Below are 18,841 nucleotides of genomic sequence, written 5' to 3'. Positions count from 1 at the left end.
TTTCTAAAAAAGTACTTCTTAGTAAGCTGCGTCTTTGATACGAGCTTTTTTACCACGTAATGCTCTAAAGTAGAAAATACGTGCTCTACGAACTTTACCTTTCTTGTTCACTTCAATTTTTTGTAAAGCTGGCATGTTAACTGGGAAGATACGCTCAACACCAACATCTCCAGACATTTTACGGATTGTGAAAGTTTCTGTAGTTCCTTGTCCTCTTCTTTGGATTACAACCCCTTTAAAAAACTGAACACGAGTTTTTCCACCCTCTGTAATTTCTTGATAAACAGTAATAGTATCACCTGCTGCGAAAGCTGGGAACTCTTTTTTAGCTACGTATTTTTCTTGTACGTATTTTACTAAATTTTCCATTTTAATAATTTCAATTTATTTAAATTGAGCAACTTAAACGTCTTTCGTCAGAGGTTGAACAATGTGGGAGCAAAATTAATCAAAAATCTTGATTATACAAATGATTCTCTTACTTTTAAGAATGTTTTTTTACAAACTCATGCTCAAAAGTTGTATTTTCCAATTTTGATACGATGGATTTCATTGCTAAAATTCGTGCATCTTGTTTATCATCTGTTATAACTTCTATCCAAGGTGAACTTTCAGTTCCAGTTTGCTCATACATTTTATCAATATAAGTCGTATAAACATCCCACAGCTCTTGCGCTTTTTGATCCAAAGATCCCAATTTCCATTGCTTCATTTCATCTTCTTTACGCTCTTCCAGACGATCAGCTTGTTCTTCTTTGGAAATCGAAAGAAACAATTTTATCAAAATAATACCATCATCTTGCAAAAGTTGTTCAACTTCTACAACTTGTTTAATGAATTTTGCATATTGCTCTTCAGTACAAAACCCGAAAACAGGCTCTACAACAGCTCTATTATACCAAGAACGATCAAAGAAAACAATTTCTCCAGCATTAGGCAACTCTTTAAAATAGCGTTGAAAATACCATTGTCCTTGTTCTACTTCTGTTGGTTTGGGTAAAGCTTCTACTCTATATTTCTTTGGGTTCAAAAATTGAGTTACTCTTGAAATAGTTCCTCCTTTTCCTGCAGCGTCACGACCTTCGAAAATAATTAATACTCGTTTATTCTCCTGAATAATTGTTGATTGTAACTCTAACAATTTTTCTTGAAGTTCTTTTAACTCCTTTTCGTAAGCAAGTTGTTCTTTAAACTTCTTTTCCTTAATTATATCATGATCGACCAAAAAATCGATAATTTCTTGCTTGCTATTTATTTTTTCTAAATCGCTTAAATCAAATTCAGCCATAATTTTAGGTTTGATAATTAATTTTCTTCTTCTAAATTTTGATGTTCTTAAACACATTTATCTTTGTCAACATATGGTATTCTAGATAAAATATATTCCATCGCTTCCACTCTTGCTTTGTATTTTTTGTTTGCATCAATTACTTTCCAAGGAGATATTTCTGTATTCGTTTTCTCAAACATTACATCTTTATATTTAGAATAAACCTCAAACAAATCTTGCGCTTTTTGATCAACAGAGCTATACTTCCATCGTTTTGTTGGAGAATTTATAATATCTGCAAAACGCTTTGCTTGTTGCTCTTTTGTAATCGAGAAATAAATTTTGATCAGAAAAATGCCCGAATTGATCCACATTTTCTCAACATCATTTACTTCATTCATAAAAGTTTCGTATTCTTCTTCTGTACAAAAACCATTTACAGGTTCTACAACAGCTCTATTGTACCAACTTCTATCAAAAAAAACAATTTCACCAGCACGAGGTAATTGACGAACATAGCGCTGAAAGTACCATTGTCCACGCTCAACCTCATTAGGCTCTGGTAATGCAACGATACGATGCTCTCGAGGATTTAGATGCTCTACAATTCTACGAATAGCACCACCTTTTCCTGCAGCATCACGTCCTTCAAATAATACAACAACTTTCTGATTTGTTTCGTTTATCCAAGATTGTAATTTAATTAACTCTTCTTGTAATTCTTCAATACGTTTCTCGTATTTCACAGTACGCAAAGCTTTCGCAAAATTTAAATTCCCATGATCTGATTGTAAAAGGCTAATTAAACCTTTCTTCGTTTCGATTAATTTTAAATCTTTCGGTTTTAATTCTATTGTCAAGTTACTTAAAATTAATGATTTATTTCTTTTACCATTCTATAATAACGTTGAATGATGTTTGGATCTACCATTAAATCTGTTTCAGAATCAACTTTTCCTTCATAACTAAACAAGGATAAAACATATCGTATTGACTCTAACCGCGCACAATTTTTATCATTTGCATTTACAATAATCCATGGAGCAAAAGAGTTGTGAGTTCTCGTAAACATTTGGTTGATATAATGCGAAAATTCGTCCCAAAGTTCCTGTCCTTTTGCATCAACTGGACTATATTTCCATTGTTTTAATGGATTATTCAGCCTCGAATCAAAACGTGCTTGTTGTTCTTCTTTTGTAACCGAGAACCATAATTTAATAATATATGTTCCAGATTCGTATAACATATGTTCAAATTCAGAAACTTGTACCATAAACTGCTCATATTGTTGCTCGGTACAAAATCCCATAACCGGCTCTACAACAGCCCTGTTATACCAACTCCTATCAAAAAAAACAATTTCGCCAGCATTTGGTAACTCTTTGATGTAGCGATTAAAATACCACTGATTTTGTTCCACTTCAGTTGGTTTATTTAAAGCTACAACACGCATAGAACGCGGATTTAAGTGTTCGCGAAAACGACGAATTGTACCACCTTTCCCTGATGCATCTCTTCCTTCAAAAATAATTGCAACTTTTTTCTTTTCTGTCGAAATCCAATTTTGGAGATTCACTAGCTCTGATTGTAGTTTGAATAACTCGTTTTCGTAATCAAACTTTTTTAAAACATTTTTATATAATGGATTTTTATGTTGATGCTCAACTAAAAAATTCCTCAGTTCTTCTGCGGTTGTAAAATCTGAAATCTTCGTATTTTTCATAAATAATTTTAGATAGTAAATCGTTTTTGAAGATAAACCTTTTCAGATACATAAAAGTGAAATTATTGATAAAACTTCAATTCAAAATCATAAACTTTATCATACTCTACATCAATCTATTTCAGTAATTTTGTAGAATAATTATATCTCTTGAGATTCTTTTTTTTCATAACAGTTTTACTAACAATTGCATTTCGACCATTAATGCCAATGATTGATTATGCTCTAAATTACGAAAAAATTGTAGATGAGCTTTGTGAAAACCGCTCTGAACCTGAAATTCTTTGTAACGGTTTTTGTTATTTGAAAAAAGAGGTAAACAAAACAGAGAAAAATCAAAAGGAGAATCGTTTTGTCAAAAACCAAGTAAAAATATTAGATGCAATTGTTCCTAAAAAACAATTCATTTCTAATCAAACTAATATCGATGATACAACATCCGTTACGTTTGATTCATATTTAGCTTCTAATACAAATCAAATTAAAATTTCAATTTTTCATCCTCCAATTGTTTAGTTTTTATTTCTAGATTTCGATGAATAAAACCTTCAATTCGAATAGAATTAATCTTAATTCTCGATACAATTTTTAGAAATACTTGTACTTAGTTTATCGAAATAATATTTCTAAAAATCACTCGAATTGACGAATTTTAATTTAATTAAAAATAAATAAACAATTTAAAATGAAAAACTTAAAAAACATATTCGCATTAACATTATTAGGATTTGCTTTATTTTCTTGCGACAAAGAACAACCAAAACAAGAGAATTTTGAAGTAAAACATGTTTCTCATGAAGAGATGAAAGCTGCTACAAAATTGGATGTTGCTGTTGTAAATGAATTTGATCCTATTTGTGGAATGAAAACTGCGGATCATTTAAGTGATACAGCTACTTACAACGGAAAAACGTATGGTTTTTGTTCGACAATGTGTAAAGAGGAATTTCTAAAAAATCCAGAAAAACATATTCATGAATAAACAATTAATAGCCGTAATTGTGATTATTTTGGGTGTTATTGGAACGGTTATTTGGTTAAAAAACAAACCAAAAGACGAATTATACTCCGTTATGAAAGTTCCCGAATTTTCGATGACAAACCAAAATAATCAAACGATTACAAATCGTGATATGTTAGGAAAAGTCTACGTTGTAGAGTTTTTCTTTACAAGTTGTCCAACAATTTGTCCAGTTATGAGTAATAATTTGCGTTCGATAGAAGATGAAATTAACAATCCAAATCTTGGTTTTATCTCAGTTACAATAGATCCAAAACGTGATACACCAACGCGTTTGTTAGAATACGCAAAACAAATAGGTGTTAAATCGCCGAATTGGCATCATCTAACATCAGACCGGGAAACAATTGAGCAATTATCTGACAAATTCAATATTTATGTTGGAAAAGATGAGACAACTGCCGAAGGATTGAATCATAGCGGAAAACTTGCTTTGGTTGATAAACAAGGAAATATCAGAAGTAGATATGATAAAATGGGTGTTCCGATGTTGTTTTATTCGGGGCTAAACTACAAAGATCCGGAAGGTAAAGATCCTTCTTTAGCTGGAAAATATCATCCTGAAATAGAATTTTTAAAAGAAGATATCAAAAAACTTCTTGCAGAATAAAACTTAAAACCCTCCTAAAATGGAGGGTTTCATTTTTTATAATAGCTTCTAAATCGTTATTAGTTCTTGCTCTACCTCAGCTTTTAAGAATGATTTGTATTCCGTTTCATACGCTTGAATACGTTCTGGCGTTGCATTTTTTTCGATATCATGAAAATGAAAACTATTCAGTCTTGTCATTCCCGTAAATTCATTCATTTTATGAAATCCAAACAAAACACCTTGATCAACAGATTTTTGCTCAAAAAACTCTCCTTCTAACGTAAAAGCTTCTTCTGGAGCATTCCAAGAACTTGTTACCATATATTTCTTTCCATGCATCAATCCTCCTTTTCCGTAATTAATTGCAGGATTTTTATGCGAACGTCCGTCACTTGCATACATTCCATTGTTGTGTCCGGCTGTAAAAACATCATCAATATAGAATTTTAGACGAAAAGGGACTTGAAACCACCAAATTGGCACATGATAAATAATCAAATCTGCCCATTTATAATTTTTTACTTCTTTCTTTGGGTCAAATTCGTTGTTAATGTCCGTTATACGGATATTCAATCCTAAATCATTCAAAACGTCTTCCGACCAATTTGTAATAGAATGGTTTAACTTTCCGCCTGAATGCGCATATTTAAGACCTCCATTTATTATAAAAACATTTTTCATTGTAATTTTCTTTTTTGATGAGACAAAATTCCGACATGTTTTTCTATTATTAAAATAATTTAAATTATACATTTGTATTATAATTATTATACAATAAGAAAACAATATCATTTTAGAACAATTGATAATAAATTATATGCTTGGGATGTAGACAATCTAATTTCTCTAACTAAGGAATTAAAGATCGAAAACATTGATTTAAGCAAAATAAAAGAGTTTGAAGAGACCTATTGGTACAACGAAGAAGGGGATTCTCCTACCTGTAAATCTATTACAGAACATATAAAATTGGTGAATGAAGCAGATTTATCATACCCGATAATCCTTTGTCCTGATGGAAAATTGATAGACGGAATGCATCGTGTTGTAAAAGCAAATTTATTGGATTTGAAAACGATAAAAGCGTATCGCCTTGCCAAATTACCTCAACCAGATTATATAAATGTAAATCCGGACGATTTACCATATAACTAAAATTAACTATCGAAATTATGCAATCAAATCTTGAATGGTTCAGAACGTTTAAAGCAATATACGAAACGGGAACATTATCTGCCGCAGCACAACAATTATTTATTTCACAACCAGGCGTTAGCTTACATCTCAACTCATTGGAAGCCTATACAGGATACAAATTATTGATCGATCAGCACGAAAAATGGTACCGACTGAAAAAGGAAAAATTCTATATAATTTTATTTTAGAACCAATTCAGAAATTAGAATCTGCGGAGCAACATTTTCATAAACGTGCAGAAAAAGATCGTGCAACAATCAGTATCGGAATGTGTTTTGAGACTTTTCAATATACATTAGAAGAACATGTTTCAGATCTAGATTTCAACTTAATTATCAAATTTGGAGATTATAAACTAATGCATCACGATTTGGATAACGGTTTATTAGATATGGTTATAACTCCACAAAAAAGTACTCACAAAAACCTTTGTTATCATCCTTTTTCAAAAGAAAGAATTGTTTTGATTGCTGGAAACAATACAGATTTAACTTCTGTCCAAAAAGATTTAAACAATAAAGATTATCAAGCTTTAAAAAATGAATTAAAAAATAATCTCTGGTATAGCACAGCTGCAGACATGGAGCATTTGAAACATTTTTGGATGGAAAATTTTAATGAACATCCTGATTTTAAACCTAATTACATTGTTCCAAATATTAGTTCGATTATTCGTTGTTTGAGTGATGGAAATGGATTCTCTATTGTTCCTGATTTTTTATGTCAAGAAGCGCTAAATTCTGGTAAAATACAATTGGTTTGGCGTGGTGAGAAACCGTTGGAAAATACACTTTATTTTGGATCACGAAAAAACACGATTTATGAAAAAGAAATTGAGCAAGTACAACAAATTTTCGTCAATAAAATGGTGTAAAGATTTGGGTTAAATACTTCCCAAATCTTTGAAAAACGCAACCAATTGATGATTACTTGTAATTTGTAAAGACTCTTTTAATGAGCCCAATCGCTTTTCTACACTACTTTGACTGGCTGGTCTGACATTATTTTGTTTTAAATGACTTGGAATATCTTTTAGCAAAATTCCATTCGAAAGTAGCGAAACTATCGTAACGTCATACGAAGTAATTTCATACGTATTTTTTTGCTTGATACTACGTTTCATATCCAATTCCAAATGCATTCCGCCCGCAAAAACAGTTTGTATCGCTTTTTTCAACTCTTTCGAATCCTCTCTTCCTTTCGCAACAAAGCCGTCAATATGATACTCTTTGAAAAGATTATCTACCATATCTGCCTTCTTTTCTACCGAAAAAACAATCACTTTCAAATTTGGCTGAATCGATTTTACAGCTTCGATTAAATCTCGTCCGCTTTTCAAATTTTGATCGCGGTGATCTTCTTCAAAAGACAAATCAGAAATCAATAAATCATAAGGTTGATCCTCGTTCAATGCTTTTTTTACTTTCAAAAATGCATCATCACAATAAAAAGCATAATCAGGATTCTCAACTTGTAAATCTTTTAAAACCTTCTGAATCGAAATATTAAAACTTTCAAAATCTTCTGCAATTAATACTTTTTTAAACATACTTTTTATTTAGGTTGTTGAATAGGAAAATTGATCTTAATTTTTAAACCTTTTACATTTTCAGTTTCAAAAATAATATCTCCGTTTAGATTGGAAATACGTGAAACCGTATTTTGCAAACCATTTTTAGGTTTCAGATCAGAAATTCCGATTCCGTTGTCAGAATAATTAATGAAAATTTGTTGATTTTCTTGTTTAAAATTTAGAATAACTCGCGAAGCTTCGCTATGTTTTTTCATGTTTGTCAACAACTCTTGCATCACCAATAAAACTTCTGTTTTAGAAATCGCACCAACGTTCTCCCATATTTCTTTCTCGTTTCCAATCAAAAAGATTTCAACCTCTTCCGAATCATAAGAACCTAATAATTGAGATAGTTTTTCTGCAAAATTTTCTTGTTGATTTTCATCAATTCTATCATAAGAAATGTCGCGCGAAATTTCATAAACGGCTTCCAATTTATCTAAAATTTCATCACGATTAAACTCTGATTTATTCTCGATATCTGACATCACATGATAAATTCCGTTTGCCACTTTATCGTGTACTTTTTTAGAATATTTAAGTTCTGTGTTCTTAACTTCTAAACGTTTTTGTTCTTCAAGTTTTTGCTTTCTACGTTTGTACCAAACGTAAAGACCAATCAGTCCAAAACACAATAAACCGATTAGAATATAAAGTTTTAAAATATCATTTTTCTTCTTTTCGTTTTCTGCTTCGGCTTTCAAAAAATCTGCACGATTTTTCTCCGAATCATAACGCACCAGCGCAAATTGATTTTTCGCTCTGTTACGTTCTAACTGAATACTATCATTTAGCTTTTGGTAGTCTTCGAAATATTGTTTTGCATTTGTAGAATTTTCTAATAAAATAAGTTGTTGGTAAACTTCTAATTTATCATCTACACTCTTATTTTCAAAAGCAATTTCTTTTCTTTTATAAGCATACTCTAATGCTTTTTTATGATCCAAATTTGAAAAATAATCTGTTAAATGCGCATAACTTGCATTTTGTCCCCACAAATCATTTTCCTTTAATCGAATATTTAACGCTTTATTTAATTCATTTACAACATTCGATTTATTGTCTTTTAACCATTTGGTATATGCTAAATTATCAGTAATTCGCGCATATTCTTTTGGATTTTCAATTGTATTCTTATCTTTTAATAATTCTTGATAAATCTTTATCGCTTCATCATACTGCTTATCATAACGATAACTATTTGCAATATTATTTTGATTGATAATATAAACATCTTTTTCTGTAGAATATTCTATTGCTTTTTTATAATAATTTATGGCTTCTTTATAAATTCCTAATTCATGTTGTGTTTGACCTAAACTTGTACAAGCACTGGAAAAAGTTTCTTTTTCACCTTTTATTTGAGGATTTAATAATTTAATTCCCTCTATATTTAATTCCTGACTACCAAACCAATCTCCTTTATAATGACTTATATAAGCCATATTTATCAAACATTTTGCGGCTTGATGTTTATTGTTCTGTTTAATAAATTCAGAATAAGCTTTATTAAAATAATAATAAGCACTATCATCTTCTTGCTTCTCATAAAAATCCCATGCGACATCATATGCTTTATCATCAAAATTATTTTGTTCAATCTCTTTATTTTTAGATTGTTGACATGAAGCTATTAAAAGTATAATACCAAAAAATAAAATTTTTCTCAAATCATTGTATTTACTCAATAAAGCTAAAGAAAAAACACCCTACATACAAGATGAAGAGTGTTTTTGTTGTTAGAAATGATATGTAAAATTTAGAAAATTTTAAAAAGAATACGAACACTAAATGTGATTACTAAAAAGGCTACAGCCAAAATGGCAACTTTTTGAGGAATTTTACCTGCTAATTTTGCTGCAATTGGCGCTGCTAAAGCTCCTCCAATAATTAAACCTGCAATAATAAATCCGTGACTTACACCTAAAGCTGCAAAAAATGTTAAGGATGCAGAAAGCGTTACGAAAAACTCTGCTAAACTAACTGTTCCCACTACTAAGTTTGATTTTTTTCCTTTTGCTAATAAAGTTGATGTCACAACTGGTCCCCAACCTCCACCACCAAAAGCGTCTAAAAATCCTCCAGCAAATCCTAAGTATCCAACTCGTTTTACTTTTTTGCGTTCAATTTTTTTTCTGAATGCTAAAATGATTAATCGAATTCCAATGATTAATGTATACGAAGCCAAGATTCCGTACGTAATGGTTTCATATTTATTTCCTAAATAAACCAATAATAATGATCCTGAAACTGCACCAATAACGCCAGGAATAGCCAAAGCTAGTAGTAATTTTTTGTTTACGTTTCCAAATCTATAATGTGAAAAACCACTAATCCCGCTCGAAAACATTTCGGCTGTATGAATACTTCCACTTATCGAAGGCAAGTTTACACCAAACAACATCATACTTGTAGAACACGTTACACCATATCCCAAACCAACAGCTCCGTCGACCATTTGCGCAAAAAAACCAACAGCCAACATAATGTAAAAAACATTAGGAATATGAACAACAAAGTCTTTCGCTTCCGAAAAACTTACAAAAGATGACAACGCATAACCCAAGAACAATGCAAAGAAAATTAGTGTAATTTCTGTTACTAAACGTTTGTATTTTTTTGTCGATTTTTTCCCTTCGAATGAAGAGGTTAATTCATTTAAATCGCTTAATTTTTGACTAAAATCTCCCTTATGATTGTTTCTTATTTTATTTAAACTTTCAATGTTTTCATCAATTGAATCTGGAATAACATCAGAAAAATATTCTCTCAAACGTTTTGCCATTACAGGAGATTGTCCATTTGTAGAAATCGCAATTTTAAGATGTCCTTTATTCACAATTGAGCCTAAATAAAAATCGCACAAATCTGGTTGATCAGCCGCATTTACCAAAATTCCTTTTGCATTTGCTTTTTGTTTCACTTCCTGCGAAGTCTCTTTGTTGTCAGTCGCAACAATCACCAAATCCACATCTTCCAAATCACTTGTCTCGAATGCATGAGTTTCGTGTTTAATTGATGGATACTTCAAAAAAATATCTTTCAATTCTTGTGTAAATTCTTTTGCTACAACTTTCAAATTAACCGAAGGATTTTGTTTGATTAGTGTCGAAACCTTTTCTAATCCAACATTTCCTCCGCCAACAATCAGGAAGCGCAAATGTTCTGTTTTTAAAAATATCGGAAATAAATTATTTTTCATTTGATTAAAGCAATTTGACTAATTAATTGAAAAATATTTTCGATAAGTGAAATCTCCGAATGTTTCATTGTCAATTTTTTCTTTTGTATAACTTTCGAAAACCTGGTCTAATTCGTTCAAAATCTCTGTTTCATTGACTTTTTCTTTATAAATTTTATTCAAACGAACACCATATCGATCACCTCCCAACATCAAATTATAATGTCCAGCAGAAGTTCCTACAAAACCAATCTCCGAAACATACGAACGACCGCAACCATTTGGACAACCCGTCATACGAATCGAGATATCATCATTCTGCAATTGATGTTTTTCTAGCAAAGGCTCTATTTTAGTTACTAATTCGGGTAAATAACGCTGCGCTTCTGCCAAAGCTAATGGACAAGTTGGTAAAGCCACACACGCCATCGAATTTTTTCGAAGCTCACTAATATCTTTGTGAATAGAATATTTTTCTAAAAGCTGTTCAACTTTCACTTTATCTTCAGTCGAAATTTCACCTAATAATAAATTTTGATTCGCTGTAAAAATGAAATTATTGATATTTAATAAAGCCAATTCATGTAAAAATGCTTTCTGATTAGGCTGAACAACTCCATTCTCTACAAATAAAGTGTAATACCATGTTCCGTTATTTACTTGTCTCCAATCATAAATATCCGAACGTTCAGTAAATTGGTATGGTTGAAAAGGTTCTAATTTAAATCCTACACGTTTTTCTAATTCAGACTTGAAACCATCAACCGTTAATTTATCAACTGTATACTTTAATCGCGCTAATTTTCGATCGCCACGATTCCCAAAATCGCGCTGAATTGTCAACACTTCATAAGCCAATTTCAACACTTTTTCTTCAGAATCAACAAAGCCAATTTCGGTTGCTAAACGCGAATATGTATTTGGATTTCCGTGTGTTGTAGACAAACCTCCACCAACAGCGATATTGAATCCTTTCAATTCATTATTTTCGATAATCGCAATCAAACCCAAATCATTTGCAAAAACATCTACATCATTGGTTGGTGGAATAGCGATTGCAATTTTAAATTTTCGAGGTAAATAACGGTCTTCGTACAAATCATCTTTCTCAGTTTCGCGCTCATAAATCTTTTCATTATCCACAAAAATCTCATAATACGCTTGCGTTTTAGGCAACAAATGTTTTGATAATTTATCTGCATACGCATGAATTTGAGCGTGAATAGGTGAAACCAACGGATGCGAACTCGCAATTACATTTCGGTTTACATCGCCACAAGCCGCGATAGAATCTAACTTTGCTTGGTCAAACGATTGTAAAGTTGGACGCAATTGGTGTTTCAAAATTCCATGTAATTGAATAGTTTGACGCGTTGTAATTTTCAAAACGCCTGTTCCGTATTGTTCAGAAGTTTCGTGAATTGCCAACCACTTATCAGCGTCAATAATTCCTCCCGGAATACGCAAACGAATCATAAATGAATACAATTTGTCCAGTTTTTTTTCTGCGCGTTCTTCACGTCTATCACGATCATCTTGCACATACATTCCGTGAAATTTCACCAAAGCCTCGTCGTCTGTACGCACATTTCCGGTGTGATTATCCAGCTCTATACTTTCTTTTAACGTACCACGAAGTCCGTCACTTTTTATTTTAATTCCTTCTATAGGAGATTGTTTTTCTGTACTCATTTTTTAGTTGTTGGTTAATTAGTAAACATCTTTTTGGTAGCGACCTTCTTCTTCTAATTGTTCTAGAAAATTTTTCGCTGAAACCTCATCTTGATTCGATTCTTTTGCAATTAATTCGATCAAAGCACTTTCTACATCTGTACTCATTCCGTCTTTTTGTCCGCAGACATACAAATACGCACCATCGTTTAACCAATTATAAAGTTCTTTTCCATGCTCTTTCACTCGATCTTGTACATAAATTTTATGCTTTTGATCTCTCGAAAAAGCGGTATCTAATTTGCTCAAAACTCCTGTCGAAAGCCATTCCTGAATTTCAGTTTGATAATAGAAATCCGAAACAAAGTGTTGCTCACCAAAAAACAACCAGTTTTTACCTTCCGCTCCAATTGCATCTCGATGTGTCAAAAAACTACGAAAAGGTGCAATTCCCGTTCCTGGACCAATCATAATCACCGCTTGATTTTCATCTGGAAGTTTGAAGTTTTTATTCTTGTGAATGTAAAATTCTATGGATTTATCTTGCTCAAAATCTGCTAAAAACTGAGAACATAATCCAGTTTTTTGTTGATCTGAAACTGAAAAAGTATTCAGACTAACTGTTAAGTGAATTTCATTATCATGCGCTTCGTTCGATGATGAAATCGAAGTACTAATTTTCCTTGCATTGCAAACTCAATCATCAAATCGTTGATGTCTTTTTGAGGCGTATGAATTCCTTTCGAACATTGTTTTCCGACATAAATTATCAATGCATTTTTAGACGCATATTCGTCGATTAACACTGGAGAAACCAAGCGATCTGTCAAAATAACATCCGCTTTTTTGATATAATTTAATGCTTTGAGCGTCACCAATTCTGGATCTCCAGGACCAGCTCCCGCTAAAATTACTTTTCCTATTGTTGTTTGCATGTTTGTAATAAATTAGTTGATTGATAAGATTGAGTTGATGTTTTGAAACTTTTATATTTTAGATAATTTTATCAATGAAACCGTCAATTCGAGTGGAATTCTGTAAGAATTTTGTATCGAGAATAAGGTTTTTGAAGATAATATTCATCTTAGTTCTCGATACAATTTTTATAAATATCACTTCTAAAAATCACTCGAACTGACGAATTTTACTTAAAAAAATTAGTCAATAAACATCAAAGCTGCGACTGTATTTTTCGTTGTTTCGTCAATCAAAATTGCATTTCCTGTATGAATATTTTCTTTGAAAGAATAGAAAAATAAAGGCTGATTTGTCTTTAAAACCACTTGTCCAATATCATTTAACTTGATTTCATCAGAAGGAATAAATTCCCAATTATTGATGTCCCATTGCTGATCGATTGTTTTGATTTTTGCACGAACCGAATGAAAACGATGTTGCAACACATACGTTTTTCCTTGTTGTAACGCATTATTGTCTAACCAACAAATCCACGCCTTTGGCTCATTTGTCGTTTGCGGCTCTTCAGAAGTTTTTACAATTGTATCTCCTCTACTTATATCTATATTATTTTCGAGATGAATCACAACATTTTCTCCTGCTTCAGCCTGATTAACTTCTTCTAAATGACGTTCTATTTTAACAATTTTTGATTCGATATTTGATGGATAAACCTTGATAGAATCTCCTACTTTGTAGACTCCACTCAAAATTTGTCCCGCATAACCTCTGTAATCGTGATGCTCTTCATCTTTTGGACGAATTACCCATTGAACCTGAAAACGAGCTGCTAAATTTTTATCAGTTTCAATCGTAACTGTTTCCAATTGATGCAATAATGTTTCACCATTATACCAAGGCGTTTTCGCAGATTTTTCGACAATATTATCACCAACCAAAGCAGAAACTGGAATAAAAGTCACTTCATCATAATTCAATTGATCTTGAATTTGTTGAAAATCATTTTTTATCGTTTCAAAAATATCTTGTGAATAATCAACCAAATCGATTTTATTAATCGCAATAATTGCTTTTTTAATTCCCATTAACGAACCAATACTTGCATGGCGTTTTGTTTGAGAAGTAATTCCTTTACGCGCATCAACCAGAATAATAATCAACTCCGAATTTGAAGCACCTGTAATCATATTTCTCGTATACTGCTCATGTCCAGGCGCATCTGCAATAATAAATTTTCGTTTTGCTGTCGAAAAATATTTGTACGCTACATCTATTGTAATTCCTTGTTCACGCTCAGCACGTAAACCATCAGTAATCAAAGACAAATCAATTTCATCATCTTCGTTTGATTTACGTTTTTCTAAAACACCCAATTGATCGGTGTGAATACTATTCGAATCGTAAAGTAAACGTCCTATTAAAGTACTTTTACCATCGTCTACGTTTCCTGCTGTTATAAATTTTAATGTATTCATTTTACTTAATTTCTATAGATATTATAGAGTTTTGTTTAAAAAAATTTTGACTTAGAAATAACCTTGTTTCTTGCGGTCTTCCATTGCTGACTCTGACAATTGATCGTCCAAACGAGTTTGTCCTCTTTCGCTGATTCTTGTATTAATAATATCAGTAATAATATCGTCAATCGTAGAAGAATCCGAAGGTACAGCCGCTGTACACGTCATATCACCAACCGTTCTGTAACGCACTTTTTCTACTACAACTTTGTCATCAGCATTTGGCTGAATAAAATCTGAAGTCGCAATTAATTTATCATTGTAAACAATACATTCGCGCTCGTGAGCAAAGTATAAATTTGGTAATTCGATGTTATTTTGTTTGATATAATTCCAAACATCTAATTCTGTCCAATTACTAATCGGGAAAACACGAACATTATGTCCTTTTTCAATTTTTCCATTCAAAATATTCCACAATTCTGGACGTTGAAGTTTCGGATCCCATTGACCAAAATCATCTCGAACCGAGAAAATACGCTCTTTTGCACGTGCTTTTTCTTCATCTCGACGTGCTCCTCCGATACATGCATCAAACTCATTTTCTTCGATCACATCTAACAACGCATACGTTTGTAAGGCATTACGAGAAGGAAAACGACCAGCTGTTTCTTTCAGATTATATTTTTTTATAGCATCTTCTACAGAAGCTACTATCAATTTTTCGCCGATTTGGTCGACCAAATAATCTCTAAATTTTATCGCTTCAGGAAAATTGTGTCCTGTATCTACGTGTACCAATGGAAAAGGAAATTTCCCTGGACGAAAAGCTTTCAATGCTAAATGAATCAAAACAATAGAATCTTTTCCTCCTGAAAATAACAACGCTGGACGCTCAAATTGAGCCGCTGTTTCTCTCAAAATGTAGATTGCTTCGTCTTCTAATTGATTTAAATAATTTTTTTCTTGACTTGACATTCTTTTCTAAATTTCTAACTTTCTAACTTATTTTTTGACAATAAAAAACTCCTCAACAAGCTGGAGGAGTTTATGAATTATTATTTTCGTTATTAATACGTCACAACAATTTCCTCCTCTTGCAAAGAGCGACACATATACATTGACATATTAAAGACTAAATTTTTCATTTTTCTTGTTTCATTTCTGACTTCAAAATTATATTATTTTTCTAAATTATTATAATTAATAGGATAATTTAAATAACAAACCTATTTTCTACCTTATTTAAAGAAAAAAATTCTGTATAAATTATTTTAATAAAATAATAATCTATAAAACCGATAGATTTTATGTTGTAAAAATAAAAATTTTATTTAAAATACAACGATCGATTTCAAAAAAGATAAAAAATGAATATTCTACAATTAAACCTATTGTACAGGTTTTATACAACCCATCTTGAAAAAATGAGCTACAGTTTCTTCTTATTATCTTTTTATAAATGATATGAGAAGTAACATTATCTCATCATTTATAACAAAAGCATAACATGAGTTTTATATAAAATAAAAAATTATAAATTCCGATTTATTAAAACGTTAAACACTGAAAAACAATTAATTAAACTAAATTTATATTTAACATCTCTCTCACCATTCAACATAAATCTTCTTATAACACATACAAATCATACTTAATTTTGACAATATTTTTCGCTTATGTTTTAACAAAAGACGAAAACCAACCTAAATTTATTATGATAAAAAAACTTACACTTTTATTAAGTTTTTTCTTATTTGCCTATGCTTATAGTCAAATAGGAATAGAAACAAGTTTCCCTAAAGGAGTTCTACATATTGATGGAAATAAAGATAATCCCAAAGATGCTACTTCGGCAATTTCTAATGTGCAACAATCTAATGACTTCATTATTTCTCAAACCAATGGAAATGTTGGTATAGGAACTACTTCGCCAACTACCAAATTAGAGATTAATAATGGAACGACTAATGGAGCTATTAAAATTACAGATGGAACGGAAGGAGTTGGAAAATATCTTATGAGTGATAATTCAGGTTTAGCAAAATGGATTAAACCAAACTCTTTTAAATCTGCTATAATTTGGACATACAATGGAACACCACAACAAATAACCACTTCACCTGAAGTTGTAAATTCAAAAGGTGAATATTTATCAAATGGGAGTAATCTATATTCTAATCTCTCTCTCACGGGTTTAACTACAGGAAAATGGATTGTAAATATGGGTATAAGATTATCTACATCTAAAAATATTGCAAATGCATTTTGGTTACATGGTAAAATCTCAAGTTCTAATTCTGGTCAAAGTTATGTAGGTTGGAAAAATTTAGGTCCTGCAGGAAATGCTACTGGTTACGCAAGTGTAATCTATGGTGATGGAACAGCGAATGGAAAAGGTTTTTTTACTGGAACAACAATTATAGAAGTAACTTCTACATCTCCTATCAATTTGTATCTATTATTAGAAGATCTTGCTACATGGCAGTTTGATACCTCTTCTCCAGAGAATTATTTTTATGCAATTCCGATTAACTAACCATTAAAATTAAAAAAATGAAAAATAATTTATATTATTTAATCTCATTATGTCTATCTACATTAGTTTTTTCTCAAAATGGAAAAGTTGGAATTGGGACTAATTCTCCGCAACAAGTTTTGCATGTAGATGCATCAAATAACACAATAATAGGTACTCCTTCTACTAATATTAATGATGATGTAGTGATAACATCGCAAGGATATACAGGTATAGGAACACTAACACCAAGTAAAAGATTAGAAATAAAAAGTGCTACCAACGGAGCTATTAAGATTGTAGATGGTACGCAACAACAAAATGCTTTTTTACTAAGTGATGCTAACGGTGTAGGATCTTGGTATGTACAAGGAAGTATAAAGCAGATTGTATTAGGCAATTGGCAAAACATTCCGACAATTGTTTCTGATAATTCTGGAGGTACAAAATATATATCTGTTTCAATAAACCTTACTCCAGGAGTATGGATGGTAAATTTTGGAGGAACTTTTAAAATGAATGATGTTAATACCCCTTATTGGCTACATATTTATTTATCTGACTCTGAAACAAGCAGAACAAATTCAACTTTTGATTTTTTAGGTAGTGGTGGTAATAATACAGGTTACGCAGGATTGATGATAGCGAACAGGACAAGTAGCGTAGGTAATGCAAATCTTATTAGTGGATCTTCTATTATTAGGGTTAAACAAAATACTACAATTAAGGTATTAGTTGAAAATAATCAATCGGATACTGCCCCAAAAAGAAATTGGAATATAACTAATAATAATTGGGAAAACTATTTTTACGCAGTTCCATTAGATAGTAATTAATCAACCATTTTAAAAATGAAAAAAAATATTTTAACTCAAATAACATTCCTTCTTAGCTTTTATACTTTTGGTCAAGTGGGGATAGGTACAACAAATCCACAAGGTACTTTACATATAGATGCTGCAACAAATACAGTTTTAGGAACACCATCAACCCATACTGATGATTTTATAATAACTTCTACAGGAAATGTTGGAATTGGCACACTTGCTCCAAGTACAAAATTAGAGATTAATAGTTCTAGCGCTGGTTCAATAAAAATTGTAGATGGAACTCAGGGTGTAGGAAAAGTGTTAGTAAGTGATGCAACTGGTATCGGAACTTGGCAAGATTTACCTGTATTTAAGTATGTAACAAGTGGTAATTTTAATTCATCTTCTGGTGATATTAATTCGGATACATCTACAACTCCTATCAAATATTCTCAAGCTTCAATCGTATTATCTAAAGGTAAATGGATGATAAATACCGGACTAACAATCATGTTAAGAACTACCAATGCTACAACAAATTTAAACCCATATTGGTTATCATTATATCTGTCATCTTCTCCTACTACAGTATCCAATACTAACTTTACTTATGTTGGTAATGTTGCTAAAAATTTTGGAGGAAATATGATTAAAAATCAAACAGCAAACAATCCTAATTTCATTACAGGTTCAACAATTGTAGATGTTCAAAATGACAATACAACACTATATCTTTTGATACAAAACTTAAGTACTGATAGCAATAATAATGCTGTGGATTGGAAATTCTCTCCAAGTAATTATGAAAATTATTTGAATGCAGTACCAGCAAATTAACATTTTCTTTATTATATAAAACTCGTTTTTTTTAATAAGAAAACACTTATAAAAATTGCATGGACTTCCTTACC

20 protein-coding genes and 1 pseudogene are annotated in these 18,841 nt (G+C 31.4%); 8 read left to right on the top strand and 13 right to left on the bottom strand.

Annotation, left to right across the window (positions count from 1 at the left end; translation table 11 throughout):
- Positions 1-18: 18 nt before the first annotated feature.
- The 4 genes from rplS to ppk2 (QHG34_RS02605) all read right to left on the bottom strand — a co-directional run bounded on the left by rplS (position 19) and on the right by ppk2 (QHG34_RS02605) (position 2,993).
- Positions 19-369 (bottom strand): 50S ribosomal protein L19, encoded by a 351-nt coding sequence (gene rplS, locus QHG34_RS02620; RefSeq protein ID WP_019975296.1) that lies wholly within the window; start codon positions 367-369, stop codon positions 19-21.
- 115 nt (positions 370-484) lie between these two features.
- A complete protein-coding gene (gene ppk2 / locus QHG34_RS02615; protein ID WP_282628591.1) occupies positions 485-1,288 on the bottom strand; it encodes a polyphosphate kinase 2 in 804 nt (267 codons plus the stop codon).
- Positions 1,289-1,335: 47 nt separating this feature from the next.
- Positions 1,336-2,124, bottom strand: a complete 789-nt coding sequence (ppk2, locus tag QHG34_RS02610; protein WP_282628846.1) for a polyphosphate kinase 2 — start codon at positions 2,122-2,124, stop codon at positions 1,336-1,338.
- Between the two features lie 17 nt (positions 2,125-2,141).
- Positions 2,142-2,993, bottom strand: coding sequence for a polyphosphate kinase 2 (ppk2, locus tag QHG34_RS02605; RefSeq protein WP_282628590.1), 852 nt, complete (start codon positions 2,991-2,993; stop codon positions 2,142-2,144).
- Between the two features lie 150 nt (positions 2,994-3,143).
- Here ppk2 (QHG34_RS02605) and QHG34_RS02600 point away from each other — a divergent pair, with 150 nt between their 5' ends.
- The 3 genes from QHG34_RS02600 (at position 3,144) to QHG34_RS02590 (ending at position 4,624) form a co-directional block, all read left to right on the top strand.
- Positions 3,144-3,509: a hypothetical protein gene (locus tag QHG34_RS02600; protein WP_282628589.1), complete on the top strand. Its 366-nt coding sequence runs from the start codon at positions 3,144-3,146 to the stop codon at positions 3,507-3,509.
- A gap of 169 nt (positions 3,510-3,678) precedes the next feature.
- Positions 3,679-3,975, top strand: coding sequence for a YHS domain-containing protein (locus QHG34_RS02595; protein ID WP_282628588.1), 297 nt, complete (start codon positions 3,679-3,681; stop codon positions 3,973-3,975).
- A complete protein-coding gene (locus QHG34_RS02590) occupies positions 3,968-4,624 on the top strand; it encodes an SCO family protein (RefSeq protein ID WP_282628587.1) in 657 nt (218 codons plus the stop codon). The genes QHG34_RS02595 and QHG34_RS02590 overlap by 8 nt, the downstream gene beginning before the upstream one ends.
- A 48-nt stretch (positions 4,625-4,672) precedes the next feature.
- Here the strand turns inward: QHG34_RS02590 and QHG34_RS02585 are convergent, their stop codons facing one another.
- On the bottom strand, positions 4,673-5,287 hold the full coding sequence (locus QHG34_RS02585) for an NAD(P)H-dependent oxidoreductase (RefSeq protein ID WP_282628586.1): 615 nt from the start codon (positions 5,285-5,287) through the stop codon (positions 4,673-4,675).
- Between the two features lie 72 nt (positions 5,288-5,359).
- Between QHG34_RS02585 and QHG34_RS02580 the strand changes: the two genes are divergently transcribed.
- Together QHG34_RS02580 and QHG34_RS02575 are read left to right on the top strand one after the other, a co-directional pair.
- A complete protein-coding gene (locus tag QHG34_RS02580; protein WP_282628584.1) occupies positions 5,360-5,761 on the top strand; it encodes a hypothetical protein in 402 nt (133 codons plus the stop codon).
- Between the two features lie 17 nt (positions 5,762-5,778).
- A pseudogene (locus QHG34_RS02575) lies at positions 5,779-6,677 on the top strand (LysR family transcriptional regulator).
- A gap of 9 nt (positions 6,678-6,686) precedes the next feature.
- Here the strand turns inward: QHG34_RS02575 and QHG34_RS02570 are convergent.
- From QHG34_RS02570 to cysD, 8 genes are all read right to left on the bottom strand, one after another.
- Positions 6,687-7,352 (bottom strand): response regulator, encoded by a 666-nt coding sequence (locus tag QHG34_RS02570; RefSeq protein ID WP_282628583.1) that lies wholly within the window; start codon positions 7,350-7,352, stop codon positions 6,687-6,689.
- A gap of 5 nt (positions 7,353-7,357) precedes the next feature.
- A complete protein-coding gene (locus QHG34_RS02565; RefSeq protein ID WP_282628582.1) occupies positions 7,358-9,046 on the bottom strand; it encodes a tetratricopeptide repeat-containing sensor histidine kinase in 1,689 nt (562 codons plus the stop codon).
- A gap of 89 nt (positions 9,047-9,135) precedes the next feature.
- Positions 9,136-10,578, bottom strand: a complete 1,443-nt coding sequence (locus QHG34_RS02560; RefSeq protein WP_282628581.1) for a TSUP family transporter — start codon at positions 10,576-10,578, stop codon at positions 9,136-9,138.
- Between the two features lie 18 nt (positions 10,579-10,596).
- Positions 10,597-12,249: an NADPH-dependent assimilatory sulfite reductase hemoprotein subunit gene (locus tag QHG34_RS02555; RefSeq protein ID WP_282628580.1), complete on the bottom strand. Its 1,653-nt coding sequence runs from the start codon at positions 12,247-12,249 to the stop codon at positions 10,597-10,599.
- Positions 12,250-12,267: 18 nt separating this feature from the next.
- Entirely contained in the window at positions 12,268-12,699 is a 432-nt protein-coding gene (locus QHG34_RS02550; RefSeq protein ID WP_282628579.1) for a flavodoxin domain-containing protein, read from the bottom strand.
- A 152-nt stretch (positions 12,700-12,851) separates the two neighbouring features.
- Positions 12,852-13,163, bottom strand: a complete 312-nt coding sequence (locus QHG34_RS02545; protein WP_282628577.1) for a uroporphyrinogen-III C-methyltransferase — start codon at positions 13,161-13,163, stop codon at positions 12,852-12,854.
- Between the two features lie 222 nt (positions 13,164-13,385).
- Positions 13,386-14,621 (bottom strand): sulfate adenylyltransferase subunit 1, encoded by a 1,236-nt coding sequence (locus tag QHG34_RS02540; RefSeq protein ID WP_282628576.1) that lies wholly within the window; start codon positions 14,619-14,621, stop codon positions 13,386-13,388.
- Positions 14,622-14,672: 51 nt separating this feature from the next.
- The gene (gene cysD, locus QHG34_RS02535; RefSeq protein ID WP_282628575.1) at positions 14,673-15,581 is read right to left on the bottom strand and encodes a sulfate adenylyltransferase subunit CysD; all 909 of its coding nucleotides are present in this window, start codon (positions 15,579-15,581) and stop codon (positions 14,673-14,675) included.
- Between the two features lie 739 nt (positions 15,582-16,320).
- Here cysD and QHG34_RS02530 point away from each other — a divergent pair.
- From QHG34_RS02530 to QHG34_RS02520, 3 genes are all read left to right on the top strand, one after another.
- The gene (locus QHG34_RS02530) at positions 16,321-17,142 is read left to right on the top strand and encodes a hypothetical protein (protein WP_282628574.1); all 822 of its coding nucleotides are present in this window, start codon (positions 16,321-16,323) and stop codon (positions 17,140-17,142) included.
- A 17-nt stretch (positions 17,143-17,159) separates the two neighbouring features.
- Positions 17,160-17,957, top strand: a complete 798-nt coding sequence (locus tag QHG34_RS02525) for a hypothetical protein (protein WP_282628573.1) — start codon at positions 17,160-17,162, stop codon at positions 17,955-17,957.
- 75 nt (positions 17,958-18,032) lie between these two features.
- Complete coding sequence (locus QHG34_RS02520; RefSeq protein ID WP_282628572.1) at positions 18,033-18,767, top strand: hypothetical protein; 735 nt, start codon at positions 18,033-18,035, stop codon at positions 18,765-18,767.
- Positions 18,768-18,841 lie beyond the last annotated feature (74 nt).

It is taken from the genome of Empedobacter sedimenti (genome assembly GCF_030005555.1).
GTDB classification, from domain to species: domain Bacteria; phylum Bacteroidota; class Bacteroidia; order Flavobacteriales; family Weeksellaceae; genus Empedobacter; species Empedobacter sedimenti.
Note: the sequence above shows the minus strand (reverse complement) of the source record. Positions and strands in the feature narration are given on the sequence as shown.

Bases quoted from the DNA above. Each gene is read 5' to 3' on its own strand.
- QHG34_RS02530 (WP_282628574.1), top strand. From the start codon at position 16,321: ATGATAAAAAAACTTACACTTTTATTAAGTTTTTTCTTATTTGCCTAT.
- cysD (WP_282628575.1), bottom strand. From the start codon at position 15,581: ATGTCAAGTCAAGAAAAAAATTATTTAAATCAATTAGAAGACGAAGCA.
- QHG34_RS02525 (WP_282628573.1), top strand. From the start codon at position 17,160: ATGAAAAATAATTTATATTATTTAATCTCATTATGTCTATCTACATTA.
- QHG34_RS02570 (WP_282628583.1), bottom strand. From the start codon at position 7,352: ATGTTTAAAAAAGTATTAATTGCAGAAGATTTTGAAAGTTTTAATATT.
- ppk2 (WP_282628590.1), bottom strand. From the start codon at position 2,993: ATGAAAAATACGAAGATTTCAGATTTTACAACCGCAGAAGAACTGAGG.
- QHG34_RS02560 (WP_282628581.1), bottom strand. From the start codon at position 10,578: ATGAAAAATAATTTATTTCCGATATTTTTAAAAACAGAACATTTGCGC.
- QHG34_RS02540 (WP_282628576.1), bottom strand. From the start codon at position 14,621: ATGAATACATTAAAATTTATAACAGCAGGAAACGTAGACGATGGTAAA.
- QHG34_RS02590 (WP_282628587.1), top strand. From the start codon at position 3,968: ATGAATAAACAATTAATAGCCGTAATTGTGATTATTTTGGGTGTTATT.
- QHG34_RS02595 (WP_282628588.1), top strand. From the start codon at position 3,679: ATGAAAAACTTAAAAAACATATTCGCATTAACATTATTAGGATTTGCT.
- ppk2 (WP_282628591.1), bottom strand. From the start codon at position 1,288: ATGGCTGAATTTGATTTAAGCGATTTAGAAAAAATAAATAGCAAGCAA.
- rplS (WP_019975296.1), bottom strand. From the start codon at position 369: ATGGAAAATTTAGTAAAATACGTACAAGAAAAATACGTAGCTAAAAAA.
- QHG34_RS02555 (WP_282628580.1), bottom strand. From the start codon at position 12,249: ATGAGTACAGAAAAACAATCTCCTATAGAAGGAATTAAAATAAAAAGT.
- QHG34_RS02585 (WP_282628586.1), bottom strand. From the start codon at position 5,287: ATGAAAAATGTTTTTATAATAAATGGAGGTCTTAAATATGCGCATTCA.
- QHG34_RS02545 (WP_282628577.1), bottom strand. From the start codon at position 13,163: ATGCAAACAACAATAGGAAAAGTAATTTTAGCGGGAGCTGGTCCTGGA.
- QHG34_RS02550 (WP_282628579.1), bottom strand. From the start codon at position 12,699: ATGATTGGTCCAGGAACGGGAATTGCACCTTTTCGTAGTTTTTTGACA.